The organism is Pyxidicoccus sp. M6 (assembly GCF_055568925.1).
On record NZ_CM145714.1, the window covers coordinates 5037929 to 5053453 of the forward strand.

Below are 15525 nucleotides of genomic sequence, written 5' to 3' on the forward strand. Positions count from 1 at the left end.
CCGACGCGAGCCCGGAAGTCACGGCTCGACGAGCGTGAGGCCGCGCTGGAGCGCCTCGCGAACGAGGGGCCGCTCCTCCAGGGGCAGCCGGTCCTCCAACGCCTGCCGCACCTGCTGCCCGCCCAGCCGTCCGAGCGCCACGGCCACGGCCTCGCGCACGCGGTCCTCCCGGTCCTGCAGGCGGCCGAGCAGGGTGGGGACCGCGTCGAGGCCCAGGCTGCGTCCCAGCGCCGTGGCGGCACTCGCGCGCACGTCCGCCGGCGCCCGCGCATCCTCCAGCACCTCGCGGATGGAGCCCGCGCCTCCCGTCGGGTCCACCAGCGCCAGCGACGTCAGGGCCATGGCCCGCCGCGAGGTGGGCGCCTCTCGGTCCATGACGAGCGCGGTGAGCACGGGCACCACGTCGGGGCCCAACTGACGCCAGGTCTCCTCGCGAGGCGTCCCCTGCGACGCGTCCAGCAACTCCACCACGCGAGCGCGCAGCTCCGTATTCGAGCCCGGAGCGGACGAGGAGGGCGGCTCCACGGCGCGCGTGTTCATCCGGGCCATGACGCCCGAGCCCACGAGCAGCAGCGCCGCGCCGAGCGCGCCCGGCATCCATCGCCGCCGCGAGGCGCGAGAAGGCACAGCACCAGAACGAGGGGGCAGGGATGTCGTCATGGGGGCTCCCCGGACAGGGTGACGTCCCGGGTTATATGCCGATTGCCCCTCCGGACTCGAACCCCGGTAGTAATGTCCCCGACATGGCCGGACGCGTCTTCTTCTTCCTCCAGCACGCCACGTACGAGCCGGCGTTCCAGGCCGCTTCCATGGGCATCACCGCCGCGGCGATGGGCGACGAGGTGTACGTCGTCTTCGCCTTCGATGCGCTGCGGCAGCTCGTCAGCGGGGCCTTCGGGCTGCCGCGGGGAGAGCAGGAGCAGGCGGAGCTGGCGCGCGCGGAGGGCCTCGGCGTCCCTTCACCCGCGCGCATGCTGGAGGAGGCGCGGCAGCTTGGCGCGAAGCTGATCGCCTGCGACACCACCGTGCGCATCTGCGGCTTTGTCCCGGAAGAGCTGGAAGGCACGCTGGACGAGGTGATGGGACTGGCCTCGCTGTGGCGGCTCACGCAGGGGGCTCGCACCCTCGCGCTGTAGTGCGCATGCCCTCCAGACGGACGTGCATGTCGTCCACACGGCGGTGATGGGCGCCTTCGCTCGGAGCACATCGGCTGACGCTGTAACGTCGCAGTAGCATCCGAACGAGCGGGCACCCATCCGTCGACGCTGTAGCCTCCGGCGGGAATGACTTGGTACGCTGTCGTCACGCCGTACCCCCCGAAGCCCCCGGCCGCGCGGAAGCTCCGCGACCCCATCAGCACAGAAGGAAATCCATCCCCTATGCGCGCCAAGTTGACCCTCCTGAGCGCCCTGGCCTTTGGCACCGTCACGGCTGCCCTCGCCACGGCCTGCCAGACCTACGACTTCGAGCCGGTGGAGCCGCTCGCCATCGCGCAGACGACGGTCGAAGAGACCATCCAGGCCCGCAGCCGCAAGCCGAACATCATGCTGCTGGTGGACACGTCCGGCTCCATGACGGACCCGGTGAACCCGGCGGATCCCGACTGCAAGCTGCCCAATTCGACGGACATCTGTGGTGAGTCGGACCCCTGCAACACCGCCATCTGCCCCACGCGCTGGACGGAGCTGCAGGCCGCGGTGCCGCGGTTCCTCGAGGACAGCGGCAAGTTCGTCCGCTTCGGCCTGACGACCTATCCCGACACGCGCGGCGAGGACGGGCTCGCGGCGTCCTGCAGGGCGGCTTCGTCGACCTCCGTGCGCAAGGACCTGCCGACGGTGGATGACGACGCGTCGCTCCTGGACCACGCCAGGTCCATCGACACCATCATCCAGGGCATTCCCAACGCGGGAACCGGACGTCCCAAGGGTGGCACTCCGACGAGCACCAGCCTGCGCTTCGTGAAGGACCTGTCCGGCCTCCAGGCCACTGACCGCCAGCAGTTCGTCGTGCTGCTCACGGACGGTCTGCCCAACTGCAACGAGGAAAACATCTACGGGCCCGCCGACTCGCTCTGCCGGTGCACCCAGACGAGCTGCACGCAGTCGGGGAAGCGGGGCTGCCTGGACATGGATGCCTCCGTGACGGCGGTGCGCGACCTGGCCTCCAAGAACATCACCACCATCGTCATCGGCTTCGGCGCGGAGACGGCCTCGGGTGATGGCCCGGCGGTGCTGGACGCCATGGCGCGCGCCGGTGGCTTCGCCCGCACCTGTGAGGCGGGTGAGACGTCCTGCGGCCCCAATGATCCGTGCGACCCGGTGACGCGCCTGTGCTCGCGCACCTTCTACCAGGCGGGCAACCAGACGGAGCTGGCCCAGGCTCTCGAGGCCATCAGCAAGAAGGTCGTCAACCCGGAGCCCTGCCTCATCAAGCTGGACCCCTCGCAGCTCCCCTCGGACCCCAAGCTCATCGTCGTCTACATCGACGGCGAGCGCACCCTCACGGGTGACAACACCTGGACGCTGGACAGCCGGGGCGTGCTGTTCAACGGCTCGTCCTGCGAGCGCATCAAGGCGTCCAGCCCGGACTCGCCCATCGACATCGAGATCCGGGCAATCCGCCAGCGCTAGACTGGCGGCCCGCGGGGCGGCTTTACCCGGCGCGGGGCGAGGATTATAGGTCCGTCGCTCCCCGGTAGGGCCGCTCCGCACATGAAAGCCACCATCCTCTCGCGCTCCGCCTCCATTCCGTCCACTCGACGCCTCGTCGAGGTGGGGCGCGCCCGGGGACACCGGATGCGGGTGCTCAACCCGCTCCGGGTGCAGATGCACCTCGACGGTGGCAGCGCCACCCTCTATTACGACCGCAAGAAGCTGGCGCCCACGGACGTCGTCCTGCCGCGCATCGCCCAGTCCATCAGCACGTATGGGCTCGCGGTGGTGAACCAGTTCGGGCTGGCGCGCGTGCCGCTCGTCAACCACGCGCAGGCCATTGCCCAGTCGCGCAACAAGATGCGCTCGCTGCAGCTCTTGTCCGCGCACGGCATCGGCATTCCCGCCACGGTGATGGCGCGCGACGCGGCCCACCTCAAGGAGATGGTCGGCCTGGTGGGCGGCGTGCCGGTGCTCGTGAAGCTGCTGCAGGGGCAGGAGAAGCACGGCGTCATGGTGTGCGAGAGCCTCCAGTCCCTGGAGGCCGCGCTCGAGGCGGTGCTGGGCCTGGGGCACAACCTCGTCATGCAGGAGTACGTGAAGAGCTCCGGCCAGGACGTGCGGGTGCTCGTGGTGGGCGGGCAGGCGGTGGCCGCGGTGCGCCGCAAGCCGCGCGCCGGCCGGCTGGCCCACACCCTCAACAAGGGCGCGCGCCTGGAGGCCATCGAGCCGTCCCCGGGCCAGCGCGCCACCGCGGAGAAGGCCACCCGCCTCGTGGGGCTGGAGGTGGCGGCGGTGGACATGCTGGACGTGCAGGGCCAGCCCAAGGTCTTCGAGGTGAACAGCTCTCCCGCGCTTCCGGAGATGGAAGCCGCCACGGGCATGGACCTGGCCACTCTCATCATCGAGCGAGCGGAGGCGCTGGCGGCCGGCGATGCGCCGGTGTCCCTGCCGGATCTGACGCCGCCGGCGGTGTTGCCGGTTCCACCGGTTCCTCCGGCTTCGGCTCCGGGCCGGAAGGGGAACGGCCGCCCGAAGGCGAGCGCGGGTGGCGGTTGAAGAGAAAGGGCGGCACCCCCGTCGCAGGGCGTGATAGGCAACACCCGATTCCAGGAGACGACTTCATGCTGCGCATCCATCGCTTCACTTCCGTGGCCGCCGTCATGGCCGTGCTGGCCGGGGCGGCCCCGGCGCTCGCCGAGGACGTGGACCCCACCAGCCTCTATGAGGTCAGCACCGAGGGCTCCTCCACGCAGGTGAAGGCGGGGGAGAAGGGCGTCTTCGTTCTCTCCATCAAGACGAAGCCGGGCGCCCACGTCTCCGAGGAGGCCCCGCTGAAGCTGGAGGTGAAGGGCACCCAGGTGGCGCCGGCGAAGGAGAAGCTGACCCGCGACGACTCGGTGTCGAAGAAGGCCGCCGGCCAGGAGTTCGTGGATCCGCGCTTCGAGGTGCCGTTCACCACGACGGCCGCCGGCAAGGGCAGCGTGGACGCGAAGCTCCTGTTCTTCATCTGCACCGAGAAGATCTGCGCCCGTCAGCAGAAGACGGTGTCCCTGCCCGTCGAGGTCCTCTAGGTGGCCATGCGAGAGCGTCCTCCCCGGGGTCGTGATGCGCGCGGTGGTGGCGAGCGCGGTGGTGCACGTGGGGAGCGGGGAGGGGAGCGTGAGGACCGCCGCGGCGCGGATGGGCGAGAAGACCGCCGCGGCGCGGGTGGGCGCGAGGACCGGCGCGGGAGCTCCGAGTCGCAGCAGCGTTTCGTCTACGGGGTGAATCCCGTCCTTGAGGCCCTGAGGGCGAAGCCGGAAGAGGTGGAGCGCCTCTATCTGGTGGAGGGCCAGCTCGGCGCCCGCGCGGCGGGAGAGCTGCTCAGCCGGGCGCGCGACGCCGGCATCCGCGTGGAGAAGGTGACGCGTGAGCGCCTGGCCTCGCTGGCCGAGGGCGGCGTGCACCAGGGCGTGGTGGTGGAGCTGCGCGGCTACACGTACGCGGAGCTGGCGGACGTGCTCGAGGCCGCGAAGGCCAGCGGGCGGCCTCCGCTGGTGGTGGTGCTGGACGGCATCCAGGACCCGCACAACCTGGGCGCCATCATCCGCTCGGCGCACGCGCTGGGCGCGCACGGCGTGGTGATTGCCAAGGACCGGGCGGTGCAGGTGACGGGCACCGTGGCCAAGGCCTCGGCGGGAGCGGTGGAGCACACCCTCATCGCCCGTGTGGTGAATGTCTCCCGGGCCCTGGAGGAGCTGAAGGAAGCCGGCCTGTGGGTGGCGGCGGCGGACGTGGACGCCACCGAGCCCATGTGGAGAGCCCGGCTGGACGGGCCCCTGGCCCTGGTCGTGGGGGCCGAGGGGGCAGGCGTCCGGGAAGGCGTCCTGAAGCACTGCGACTTCCGGCTCAGGATTCCGATGACTGGTCAGGTCGGTTCACTGAATGCGTCCGTTTCGGCGGGCATTCTGCTATACGAGGTCGCCCGCCAGCGGGGCAGTACGCCCGTTCGGTAGCCGGCGCCCGGGATCAATGTCCTTGACTTGGGCGAAGGGGACTTCTAAAAGGGCGCCCCTCTCAAGGCGGTGCCGGGTGGTCGACGGTTCCGCTGTAGTCGGGGTCGGGCGAGTGGGTGGTGGCAACCGGATGCGTGCCGGTGTAGCTCAGTCGGTAGAGCAACTGATTTGTAATCAGTAGGTCGCGGGTTCAAGTCCCGCCGCCGGCCAAGCAGGACGGGGCCGCGGATGAGGGCCCGGGACAGCAGTCGCAGGTGCTGTAGCAGCAGGTGACAAACGAATATGGAGGGATACCCAAGCGGCCAAAGGGAGCAGACTGTAAATCTGCCGGCGCACGCCTTCGGTGGTTCGAATCCACCTCCCTCCACTCGGCAATGCGGGAATAGCTCAGTTGGTAGAGCGTCAGCCTTCCAAGCTGAATGTCGTGGGTTCGAATCCCATTTCCCGCTCCAACCGTTGTAGTCCACAGCATCGCCAAGCCCTGATAGCTCAGTTGGCAGAGCGCATCCTTGGTAAGGATGAGGTCACCAGTTCAATCCTGGTTCAGGGCTCCATTTATTTAGAGGAGTGTCATGGCCAAGGAGAAGTTCGAGCGTAACAAGCCCCACGTGAACATCGGCACGATCGGACACGTGGACCACGGCAAGACGTCGCTGACGGCCGCCATCACGAAGGTGCTGGCGAAGACGGGCGGCGCCACGTTCATGGCGTACGACCAGATCGACAAGGCGCCGGAGGAGCGTGAGCGCGGAATTACCATCTCCACCGCGCACGTGGAGTACCAGACGAAGAACCGGCACTACGCCCACGTCGACTGCCCGGGCCACGCCGACTACGTCAAGAACATGATTACCGGCGCGGCGCAGATGGACGGCGCCATCCTGGTGGTGTCCGCGGCCGACGGCCCGATGCCCCAGACGCGTGAGCACATCCTCCTGGCCCGCCAGGTCGGCGTGCCCTACATCGTCGTCTTCCTGAACAAGGTGGACATGCTGGACGACCCCGAGCTGCGCGAGCTCGTGGAGATGGAGGTCCGGGACCTGCTGAAGAAGTACGAGTTCCCCGGCGACACCATCCCCATCATCCCCGGCTCGGCGCTCAAGGCGCTCGAGGGTGACACCAGCGACATCGGCGAGCCGTCCATCCTGAAGCTGATGGAGGCGGTGGACAGCTACATCCCCACCCCGGTGCGCGCCACCGACAAGCCCTTCCTGATGCCGGTGGAGGACGTGTTCTCCATCGCCGGCCGTGGCACCGTGGCCACCGGCCGCGTGGAGCGCGGCAAGATCAAGGTGGGCGAGGAGGTCGAGGTGGTCGGCCTGCGTCCCACGCAGAAGACGGTGGTGACGGGCGTGGAGATGTTCCGCAAGCTGCTGGACGAGGGCATGGCGGGCGACAACATCGGCGCGCTGGTGCGCGGCCTGAAGCGTGAGGACCTGGAGCGTGGCCAGGTGCTGGCCAAGCCGGGCAGCATCACTCCGCACACCAAGTTCAAGGCGCAGATCTACGTGCTGTCGAAGGAGGAGGGTGGCCGTCACACCCCGTTCTTCAAGGGCTACCGTCCCCAGTTCTACTTCCGCACCACGGACGTGACGGGCACGGTGAAGCTGCCGGACAACGTGGAGATGGTGATGCCGGGCGACAACATCGCCATCGAGGTGGAGCTCATCACCCCGGTGGCCATGGAGAAGGAGCTCCGCTTCGCTGTCCGTGAGGGCGGCCGTACCGTGGGCGCCGGCGTCGTGGCCGAGATCATCGAGTAACTTGCCTGGGCGGCCCTGGGGCTGCCGGGCTCAACAGTCCCGATTCTGAGGGGAGGGCTCCTTCATGGTAGCCTTCCCCTCTCGTATCTGGTGAGGTAGGTCATGCCGAAGGGCAATCGTTCCATCATTTCGCTCGAGTGCACTGTGTGCAAGGAGCGGAACTACACGACCACGAAGAACAAGCGGAAGAGCCAGGACAAGCTCGAGCTGAGCAAGTTCTGCCCTCGTTGCCGCAAGCATCAGGACCACAAGGAAGGTAAGGTCTAGGTCGGTAGTTCCAGGGAAGGTTCTAGGCCAGTAGCTCCAACGGTAGAGCAGCGGTCTCCAAATCCGCGTGTTGGGGGTTCGAATCCCTCCTGGCCTGCCAACTCTCAGTGGGAGCGGGGCCCCCGGTACCTGGAGGTACCGGGGGTTCCTGTGTTTTCGCAGTCCCACGTTTCGCATCCGCAGTACCCCGTGAGGCACCATGGCGACGGCATCAGAGGCCAGCCAGCAGGCTAACCGCTCGGCGATGGACCCGAAGCGGCTCGTGGTCATCTTCTATCTCCTCGCCGGCATCATCCTGGCCCTCTTCCTGGAGCGCGTCTTCGGGTTGCTGTGGGCTCGGTTCGGCTGGGGCGACCCCATCCTCATCGAGGGCATGGACTGGAAGGTGTCCACGCTGATTGGCTACCTGCTCGCCGTGGGTATTGCCGTCGGTGCGTACTTCCATCCGCGCACCCACGCGCTCTCCATCGACGTGGCCTCGGAGTTGATGAAGGTCACCTGGCCTACCTGGTCGGAGACCCGGACGTCGACCATGGCCGTGGTCGTCGCCTCGCTCGTGGCCGCGGTCCTTCTCTTCTTCATCGACACCATCGCGTACAACTTGATGGTGGAGTGGCTGCCCGCCGTGTGGGGGAAGCTGTAATGGCGATGAAATGGTACGTGGTCCACACCTACTCGAACTTCGAGAACCAGGCGAAGAAGAGCCTGGAGGAGAAGATCCGTCTCGAGGGGCTCCAGGACCAGTTCGGCGAAATCCTGATTCCAATGGAGCAGGTCGTCGAGATGGTGAAGGGCGAGAAGAAGACGTCTCGCCGCAAGTTCTTCCCCGGCTACATCTTCGTACAGATGGAGCTGAATGACCGGACGCTCCACCTGGTGAAGAACACGCCGAAGATTACGGGTTTCCCCGGGACGGCGCAGAACCAGAACCCGCTGCCCATCTCCGACCAGGAGGTGGCCCGGCTCACGTCGCAGATCTCCGAGGGCACGCTCAAGCCGAAGCCCAAGGTGCAGTTCGACGAGGGCGACACGGTGCGCGTCATCGACGGCCCGTTCGCCAACTTCAACGGCACCGTCGAGGAGGTCAACGCGGAGAAGGGCCGTGTGAAGGTGCTGGTGAGCATCTTCGGCCGCGCCACCCCCGTGGAACTGGACTTCATGCAGGTGGAGAAGACCACCGGCTAGCTCAGCTGTTGTTCGCGGCGCGTCCTCGGTGTAGGACGCGCCGCGTTCGTTTTTCCGCGCCCGTGAAGGGCACGGAACCATGGGTGGGAGGGCCTTCCCGTCTGGAGGCCCGTTGGTACCACCCCCTCGAAAGGCAGTCGTCAGCCGATGAAGAAGGTCACAGGACAGGTCAAGCTGCAGATTCCCGCCGGCAAGGCGAACCCCGCTCCGCCGATCGGCCCCGCGCTCGGTCAGCAGGGCGTGAACATCATGGAGTTCTGCAAGCAGTTCAACGCCAAGACGCAGGCGGAGGCCAAGGAAGGCCTCATCATCCCGGTCATCATCACGGTGTACCAGGACCGCTCCTTCACGTTCATCCTGAAGACGCCTCCCGCGGCCATCCTCATCAAGAAGGCGGCGGGTCTGCACACCGAGAAGAAGAAGGGCTCGGGCGCCAAGAAGCCGGGCAAGGAGAAGGTGGGGCAGATCACCCGGAAGCAGCTCGAGGAGATCGCCAAGAAGAAGATTCAGGACACCACCGCCGCGTCGCTCGAGGCCTGCATGAACACCATTGCCGGCACCGCGCGCTCCATGGGTATCGACGTCGTCGGCTAGGCCGCCGCCAACCCCCTTCACGACAAGGATTTCTGTCATGGCTCAGAATGGGAAGAAGTTCCGTGCGGCTGCCGCGCTGGTGGACCGCGAGAAGCGTTACCCGGTCTCCGAGGGCTTCGCGCTCCTGAAGAAGAGCGTCGAGGCTCGCGCCACGAAGTATGACCAGACGGTCGACGTGGCCATCAACCTGGGTGTGGACCCGAAGCACGCGGACCAGATGGTCCGTGGCGCCGTGGTGCTCCCGCACGGCACCGGCGCCACCGTGCGCGTGGCCGTGTTCGCCAAGGGCGAGCGCGCGACGGAGGCCGGCAACGCTGGCGCGGACATCGTCGGCGCCGAGGACCTCCAGAAGCGCATCGAGGAGGGCTTCCTCGACTTCGACACCGTCATCGCCACCCCGGACATGATGGGTATCGTCGGTCGCCTCGGTAAGGTGCTCGGCCCCCGCGGCCTCATGCCCAACCCGAAGGTGGGCACGGTCACCATGGATGTCGCCAAGGCCGTTCGCGACGCCAAGGGCGGTAAGGTGGACTTCCGCGCCGAGAAGGCCGGTATCGTCCACGCGAAGATGGGCAAGGCTTCCTTCGCCCAGGACAAGCTCGAGGCCAACTTCAACACCCTGGTGGACCTGGTGATGAAGCTCAAGCCGGCCACCGCCAAGGGCGTGTACCTGAAGGGCATCGCCATCTCGACCACCATGGGGCCGGGCATCAAGCTCGACACCACGGAAATCCTGGCGCGCCACCGCTAGGCGCCCTGGAGGGCAGGGAAGGGTCTGACCCCGGAAGGGGCTGTCAGACCCAGCCACTGCCTGACGTCACAGGTTCGAAAGTTCTGGATCTTTGCTGAAGCCGGGGGTATAGGCCCCCGGCTTTTGCAATTGGAGCGCCACGTCGCGAGACGCGGCAATCCGACCTGGTTCATGACAGCAGGGACCAGGGGAGAAGGTACGCATCCCGTTGGGAACCGGGCAACCGGTCGGGCCGTACTTTCCACCCCGGGTTCAAACGACCGTAAGGTCAGCCCTGCCGAGACTGAGGGTGCGGTGTGGTGCCTCTCGGAGGCCCCCTCTCGCTCTGCCACTTTGGCCCAGGCATCACGCCCGTCCCACGAGGGCGGGCCAGTAAGGAGGTGAGTCAAAGTGCTGAAGAGCGAGAAGGAAGAGATGATCAGTGAGCTCCACGAGAAGTTCTCGCGGACCAAGACGGCCATCGTCGCCGAGTTCTCCAAGGTGGATGTGGAGACGGTGACGAAGCTCCGCAAGAAGTTCCGCGAGGGCGGCGTCGAGTACAAGGTCATCAAGAACACGCTGGCGCGCCGTGCGGCGCAGGGCACGTCCGTTGCGGTCATCGCCGATGACTTCACGGGCCCCGTGGCCCTGTGCATCAGCTACGGTGATGTGGTTGCCCCGGCCAAGATCCTGACCGAGTTCACGAAGGACCTCGAGGACAAGATCAAGATCCGCACCGCCGTCGTCGACGGGAAGAAGGTCGACGTCAACGGCGTGAAGGCCCTGGCGAAGATGCCGGGTCTGCCGGAGCTGCGCGCCCAGCTGCTGGGCATGCTGAACCAGCCGGCAGGCAAGCTGGTCCGGACCATCGCGGCTCCCGGTTCCCAGCTCGCGCGGGTCATGCAGGCCCACGCGGAGAAGGCCCAGGGGTAGTTTCACTACTCCATCCGAGAAGTTTTCCTACCAACACCTCTTCGGCCGTTGCTCTCCTCCGGGCGAGCAGGCCGTTAGTCGAAACCAGAAGGACACAGTTCAATGGCTGACCTGAATGCGATTGTTGACCAGCTTTCCGCGCTGACCGTCATGGAGGCGGCGGAGCTGGTGAAGCAGCTCGAGTCCAAGTGGGGCGTCTCCGCCGCTGCCGTCGCCGTGGCCGCCGGCCCGGCCGGTGGTGGTGCCGCCGCCGCTCCCGTCGAGGAGAAGACGGAGTTCACGGTGGTGCTGGCCAACGCCGGCGCCAACAAGATCAACGTCATCAAGGAGATCCGCGCCATCACCGGCCTGGGCCTGAAGGAGGCCAAGGACCTGGTCGAGGGCGCGCCCAAGACGGTCAAGGAGGGCGTCAACAAGGACGACGCCAAGAAGATCAAGGACCAGCTCACCGCGGCTGGCGCCACCGTCGACATCAAGTAGTTCCTACAGGGGCTGCCCGGTTTTCCGGGAATTTCCAGGCAGCCTCCTGACCGGATGAGCAGGCCGGCGCTCCCAGCAAGGGGTCGCCGGCTTTGCCCATTTGACAGTTAGTAATTTCCCGGCGCCGCCGCGCGTTACTGATGTTTGCCCGCCCGAGCAGTCGTCCCCGGAGCCAGAATGCCGACGCAGATCCAGAACAATTTCCGCGTGCGGAAGACCTTCGCGAAGATCGCGAAGATCATCGACATTCCCAATCTCATCAACATCCAGAAGCAGTCCTACGAGAAGTTCCTCCAGGCGGACATCGCGCCGGAGAAGCGTGAGGACATCGGTCTTCAGGGTGTTTTCAAGTCCGTCTTTCCGATTCGCGACTTCAACGAGACCTCCTCGCTGGAGTTCGTCAGCTATCACCTGGAGAAGCCGAAGTACGACGTCGATGAGTGCCACCAGCGTGGCATGACCTACTCGGCGCCCATCAAGGTCGTCGTGCGCCTGGTCGTCTGGGACAAGGACGAGGAGACCGGCGCTCAGTCCATCCGTGACGTGAAGGAGCAGGAGGTCTACTTCGGCGAAATCCCGCTGATGACCCAGAACGGCACCTTCATCATCAACGGCACGGAGCGCGTGGTCGTCAGCCAGCTGCACCGCAGCCCGGGTGCCTTCTTCGACCACGACAAGGGCAAGAGCCACTCGTCCGGCAAGCTGCTCTACAACGCCCGCATCATTCCCTACCGCGGTTCGTGGATCGACTTCGAGTTCGACCACAAGGACCTGCTGTACGTGCGCATCGACCGGCGCCGCAAGCTGCCGGCCACGGTGCTCATCCGCGCCCTCGGCGCCGTCGGCGACACCGCGAAGAAGAACCCGCTCGAGTTCAAGGGCTCCACCGAGGAGATCCTGAACTACTACTACGCGACGGAGACCATCTACCTCCAGAGCGCGCAGGACTTCGAGAAGAGCGTCGAGCTCGAGTTGCTCCCCGGCCAGCGCGCCACGCGCGACATCAAGACCAAGACGGGCGAGCTCATCGTCAAGAAGAACCGCAAGTTCACCCGCGCCGCCATCAAGAAGCTGGAAGCGGCGAAGATGAAGACGCTCCCCATCGACGCGGACGAGCTCTTCACCAAGGTGTCCGCCTACGACGTGGTGGACGAGAACACGGGCGAGGTCATCCTCGAGTGCAACGAGGAGGTCTCCCAGGACAAGGTCGACGAGCTCCTCAAGCGCAACATCAAGGAGTTCAAGGTCCTCTTCATCGACAACCTCAACGTGGGTCCGTACCTGCGTGAGACGTTGATGCTGGACAAGATCGAGACGCCCGAGCAGGCCATCATGGAGATCTACCGGCGCCTGCGCCCGGGCGATCCTCCGACGCCCGAGACGGCCATCAACCTGTTCACCAATCTGTTCTTCAACCCCGAGCGCTACGACCTGTCCAAGGTCGGCCGCCTCAAGCTGAACTTCAAGTTCGGCCTCGAAGAGCCGCTCGACGGGCAGATCCTCACGAAGCGGGACATCCTCGAGGTGATCCGCTACCTGATCGACCTGAAGAACGGCAAGGGCACCATCGACGACATCGACCACCTGGGCAACCGCCGCGTCCGCGCGGTGGGCGAGCTGCTGGAGAACCAGTACCGCATCGGCCTGGTGCGCATGGAGCGGGCGATCAAGGAGCGCATGAGCCTCCAGGAGATCGAGACGCTCATGCCGCACGACCTCATCAACGCCAAGCCCGTCACGGCGGTCATCAAGGAGTTCTTCGGGTCCAGCCAGCTGTCGCAGTTCATGGACCAGACGAACCCCCTGTCCGAGGTGACGCACAAGCGTCGTCTGTCCGCCCTCGGGCCCGGCGGCCTCACCCGCGAGCGCGCGGGCTTCGAGGTGCGCGACGTGCACCCGACGCACTACGGCCGCATCTGCCCCATCGAGACGCCGGAAGGCCCGAACATCGGCCTCATCGCGTCGCTGTCCACCTACGCGCGCGTCAACGAGTTCGGCTTCGTGGAAACGCCGTACCGCAAGGTGGAGGCGGGCACGGTGACGACCGACGTGGCCTTCTACTCGGCGCTGGAGGAGGAGAAGCACACCATCGCCCAGGCCAACGCGGAGACGGACAAGAAGGGCAAGTTCGCCAACCCGCTGGTGTCCAGCCGCCGCGGCGGTGAGTTCGTCCAGGCTCGCGCCGAGGACGTGGACCTGATGGACGTGTCCCCGAACCAGCTGGTGTCGGTGGCCGCGTCGCTCATCCCGTTCCTGGAGAACGACGACGCGAACCGCGCGCTCATGGGCTCCAACATGCAGCGTCAGGCGGTGCCCCTGCTGCGCACCGCGGCTCCGCTGGTGGGCACGGGCATCGAGGCCATCGTCGCGCGCGACTCGGGCGTGACGTGCGTGGCCCGCCGTGACGGTGTGGTGGAGAGCGTGGACGCCGGCCGCATCGTGGTGAAGGCCGACGTGCCGGCCAACCTGAGCGACGTGACGAGCGAGGTCGACATCTACAACCTCCTCAAGTACCAGCGCTCCAACCAGAACACCTGCCTCAACCAGAAGCCCATCGTCAGCAAGGGCGACAAGGTGAGGAAGGGTGACGTCATCGCCGACGGCCCGGCCACCGAGACGGGTGAGCTGGCGCTGGGGCAGAACGTCGTCGTCGCGTTCATGCCGTGGCAGGGCTACAACTTCGAGGACTCCATCCTCATCAGCGAGCGCATCCTCAAGGACGACGTCTTCACGTCGATCCACATCGAGGAGTTCGAGTGCATCGCGCGCGACACCAAGCTGGGCAAGGAGGAGATCACCCGCGACATCCCGAACGTGGGTGAGGAGGCCCTCAAGGACCTCGACGAGAGCGGCATCATCCGCATCGGCGCCGAGGTGAAGCCCGGCGACGTGCTGGTGGGCAAGATCACCCCGAAGGGTGAGACGCAGCTGTCTCCGGAAGAGAAGCTGCTGCGCGCAATCTTCGGCGAGAAGGCCGGCGACGTGCGCGACAGCTCCCTGCGCGTGCCGCCGGGCGTGGTGGGCACCGTCATCAACGCCAAGGTGTTCAGCCGCAAGGGCGTGGAGAAGGACGAGCGCGCCAAGCAGATCGAGTCGATGGAGGAGGCGAAGCTCCTCAAGGACCAGAACGACGAGATCAAGGTCCTCCAGGACAGCGCCTTCGGCCGCATCCGCGCGCTGGTGCGCGGCAAGGAGGTCCAGGGCAAGCTCGTGGACGACAAGGGGAAGATCCTCCTGAAGAAGGGGGACATCCTCAACGACGAGCTGCTGACCACGGTGCCCTACAAGTACTGGGGTGAGATCTCCGTGGGCGACCCGCTCGACTCCCGCCTGCGCGACATCCTCCGCAACCTGGAGGAGACGAAGGAGGCCGTGAAGCTGGCCTTCGGCGAGAAGATTGCCCGCATCAAGAAGGGCGACGAGCTGCCGCCGGGCGTCATCAAGATGGTGAAGGTGTACGTCGCCATCAAGCGCAAGCTGGCCGTGGGCGACAAGATGGCCGGCCGCCACGGAAACAAGGGCGTCGTGTCCCGCATCCTCCCCGAGGAGGACATGCCGTACCTGGAGGACGGGCGTCCGGTGGACATCGTCCTCAACCCGCTCGGCGTGCCCAGCCGCATGAACATCGGGCAGATCCTCGAGACGCACCTGGGCTGGGCGGCCAAGGGCACCGGCGAGGCGCTCCAGCAGTACGTGGAGGCCAACTGGAGCTCCGCGGCCATCAAGGAGCGGCTCAAGGTCATCTACGACGACCCGAAGTTCGGCGAGTTCCTCGACTCCCTCAGCGACGAGGAGATCGTCCAGCTGTGCCGCCGCTCCAAGCGCGGCATCCACGTGGCCACGCCGGTGTTCGACGGCGCCCACGAGCTGGAGATCCACAAGCTGCTGGACGAGGGCCACCTGCCGCGCACGGGCCAGATGGTGCTCTTCGACGGGCGCACCGGTGAGCCGTTCGACCAGAACGTCACCGTGGGCGTCATGTACATGCTGAAGCTGCACCACCTGGTGGACGAGAAGATCCACGCGCGCTCCATCGGGCCCTACTCGCTCGTCACGCAGCAGCCCCTGGGCGGCAAGGCCCAGTTCGGCGGTCAGCGTCTGGGCGAGATGGAAGTCTGGGCGATGGAGGCCTACGGCGCGGCGTACACGCTGCAGGAGTTCCTCACCGTCAAGTCGGACGACGTGGTGGGCCGCACGCGCATGTACGAGGCCATCGTCAAGGGCGACAACGTCCTCGAGAGCGGCCTGCCCGAGTCGTTCAACGTGCTCCTCAAGGAGCTCCAGTCCCTGGCGCTCGACGTGGAGCTGCTGGAGAGCGCTCCGCCGGAGCGGCAGCGCAGCTTCGGCGGCGACTTCCTCGGCGGCGGTGACGGCGAGGAGCGCAGCAAGACGGGGACCGAGGCCTGATTTAGCCGGAGCGCCCG

At 66.6% G+C, this 15525-nt stretch carries 15 protein-coding genes and 5 tRNA genes; 19 read left to right on the forward strand and 1 reads right to left on the reverse strand.

Features of this window, described 5'->3' with window-relative positions; all coding sequences use genetic code 11:
* Positions 1–18: 18 nt before the first annotated feature.
* A complete protein-coding gene (locus tag ACVTJA_RS20045) occupies positions 19–597 on the reverse strand; it encodes a HEAT repeat domain-containing protein (protein WP_465838324.1) in 579 nt (192 codons plus the stop codon).
* Between the two features lie 146 nt (positions 598–743).
* Here ACVTJA_RS20045 and ACVTJA_RS20050 point away from each other — a divergent pair, with 146 nt between their 5' ends.
* From ACVTJA_RS20050 to rpoB, 19 genes are all read left to right on the forward strand, one after another.
* Complete coding sequence (locus ACVTJA_RS20050; RefSeq protein ID WP_465838326.1) at positions 744–1136, forward strand: DsrE family protein; 393 nt, start codon at positions 744–746, stop codon at positions 1134–1136.
* A gap of 243 nt (positions 1137–1379) precedes the next feature.
* Positions 1380–2630 (forward strand): adventurous gliding motility lipoprotein CglB, encoded by a 1251-nt coding sequence (gene cglB / locus ACVTJA_RS20055; protein ID WP_465838328.1) that lies wholly within the window; start codon positions 1380–1382, stop codon positions 2628–2630.
* 81 nt (positions 2631–2711) lie between these two features.
* Positions 2712–3710 (forward strand): ATP-grasp domain-containing protein, encoded by a 999-nt coding sequence (locus tag ACVTJA_RS20060; RefSeq protein WP_465838330.1) that lies wholly within the window; start codon positions 2712–2714, stop codon positions 3708–3710.
* Between the two features lie 65 nt (positions 3711–3775).
* Positions 3776–4225, forward strand: coding sequence for a hypothetical protein (locus ACVTJA_RS20065; protein WP_465838332.1), 450 nt, complete (start codon positions 3776–3778; stop codon positions 4223–4225).
* A 6-nt stretch (positions 4226–4231) separates the two neighbouring features.
* On the forward strand, positions 4232–5149 hold the full coding sequence (gene rlmB, locus ACVTJA_RS20070) for a 23S rRNA (guanosine(2251)-2'-O)-methyltransferase RlmB (RefSeq protein ID WP_465838334.1): 918 nt from the start codon (positions 4232–4234) through the stop codon (positions 5147–5149).
* A gap of 136 nt (positions 5150–5285) precedes the next feature.
* Positions 5286–5358 (forward strand) — tRNA-Thr (locus ACVTJA_RS20075).
* 75 nt (positions 5359–5433) lie between these two features.
* Positions 5434–5516: transfer RNA gene (locus tag ACVTJA_RS20080), tRNA-Tyr, on the forward strand.
* 9 nt (positions 5517–5525) lie between these two features.
* Positions 5526–5601, forward strand: a tRNA-Gly gene (locus ACVTJA_RS20085).
* A 26-nt stretch (positions 5602–5627) separates the two neighbouring features.
* Positions 5628–5703: transfer RNA gene (locus ACVTJA_RS20090), tRNA-Thr, on the forward strand.
* 18 nt (positions 5704–5721) lie between these two features.
* Positions 5722–6912 (forward strand): elongation factor Tu, encoded by a 1191-nt coding sequence (tuf, locus tag ACVTJA_RS20095; RefSeq protein WP_465838336.1) that lies wholly within the window; start codon positions 5722–5724, stop codon positions 6910–6912.
* Between the two features lie 102 nt (positions 6913–7014).
* Positions 7015–7179 carry a 50S ribosomal protein L33 gene (gene rpmG, locus ACVTJA_RS20100; RefSeq protein ID WP_011553120.1) on the forward strand — a complete coding sequence of 55 codons (165 nt, stop codon included), beginning with the start codon at positions 7015–7017 and terminating at the stop codon, positions 7177–7179.
* A gap of 24 nt (positions 7180–7203) precedes the next feature.
* A tRNA-Trp gene (locus ACVTJA_RS20105) sits at positions 7204–7279 on the forward strand.
* 99 nt (positions 7280–7378) lie between these two features.
* Positions 7379–7822: a preprotein translocase subunit SecE gene (gene secE / locus ACVTJA_RS20110; RefSeq protein WP_465838339.1), complete on the forward strand. Its 444-nt coding sequence runs from the start codon at positions 7379–7381 to the stop codon at positions 7820–7822.
* Complete coding sequence (gene nusG / locus ACVTJA_RS20115) at positions 7822–8364, forward strand: transcription termination/antitermination protein NusG (RefSeq protein WP_169350808.1); 543 nt, start codon at positions 7822–7824, stop codon at positions 8362–8364. Before secE ends, nusG begins: the two co-directional genes overlap by 1 nt.
* 147 nt (positions 8365–8511) lie before the next feature.
* Entirely contained in the window at positions 8512–8958 is a 447-nt protein-coding gene (rplK, locus tag ACVTJA_RS20120; RefSeq protein ID WP_044186078.1) for a 50S ribosomal protein L11, read from the forward strand.
* Between the two features lie 37 nt (positions 8959–8995).
* Entirely contained in the window at positions 8996–9709 is a 714-nt protein-coding gene (gene rplA, locus ACVTJA_RS20125; RefSeq protein ID WP_465838341.1) for a 50S ribosomal protein L1, read from the forward strand.
* 390 nt (positions 9710–10099) lie between these two features.
* On the forward strand, positions 10100–10621 hold the full coding sequence (gene rplJ / locus ACVTJA_RS20130; protein WP_465838343.1) for a 50S ribosomal protein L10: 522 nt from the start codon (positions 10100–10102) through the stop codon (positions 10619–10621).
* A 102-nt stretch (positions 10622–10723) separates the two neighbouring features.
* Positions 10724–11101, forward strand: coding sequence for a 50S ribosomal protein L7/L12 (gene rplL, locus ACVTJA_RS20135; protein ID WP_465838345.1), 378 nt, complete (start codon positions 10724–10726; stop codon positions 11099–11101).
* Between the two features lie 177 nt (positions 11102–11278).
* Entirely contained in the window at positions 11279–15508 is a 4230-nt protein-coding gene (gene rpoB, locus ACVTJA_RS20140; protein ID WP_465838347.1) for a DNA-directed RNA polymerase subunit beta, read from the forward strand.
* Positions 15509–15525: the final 17 nt, after the last annotated feature.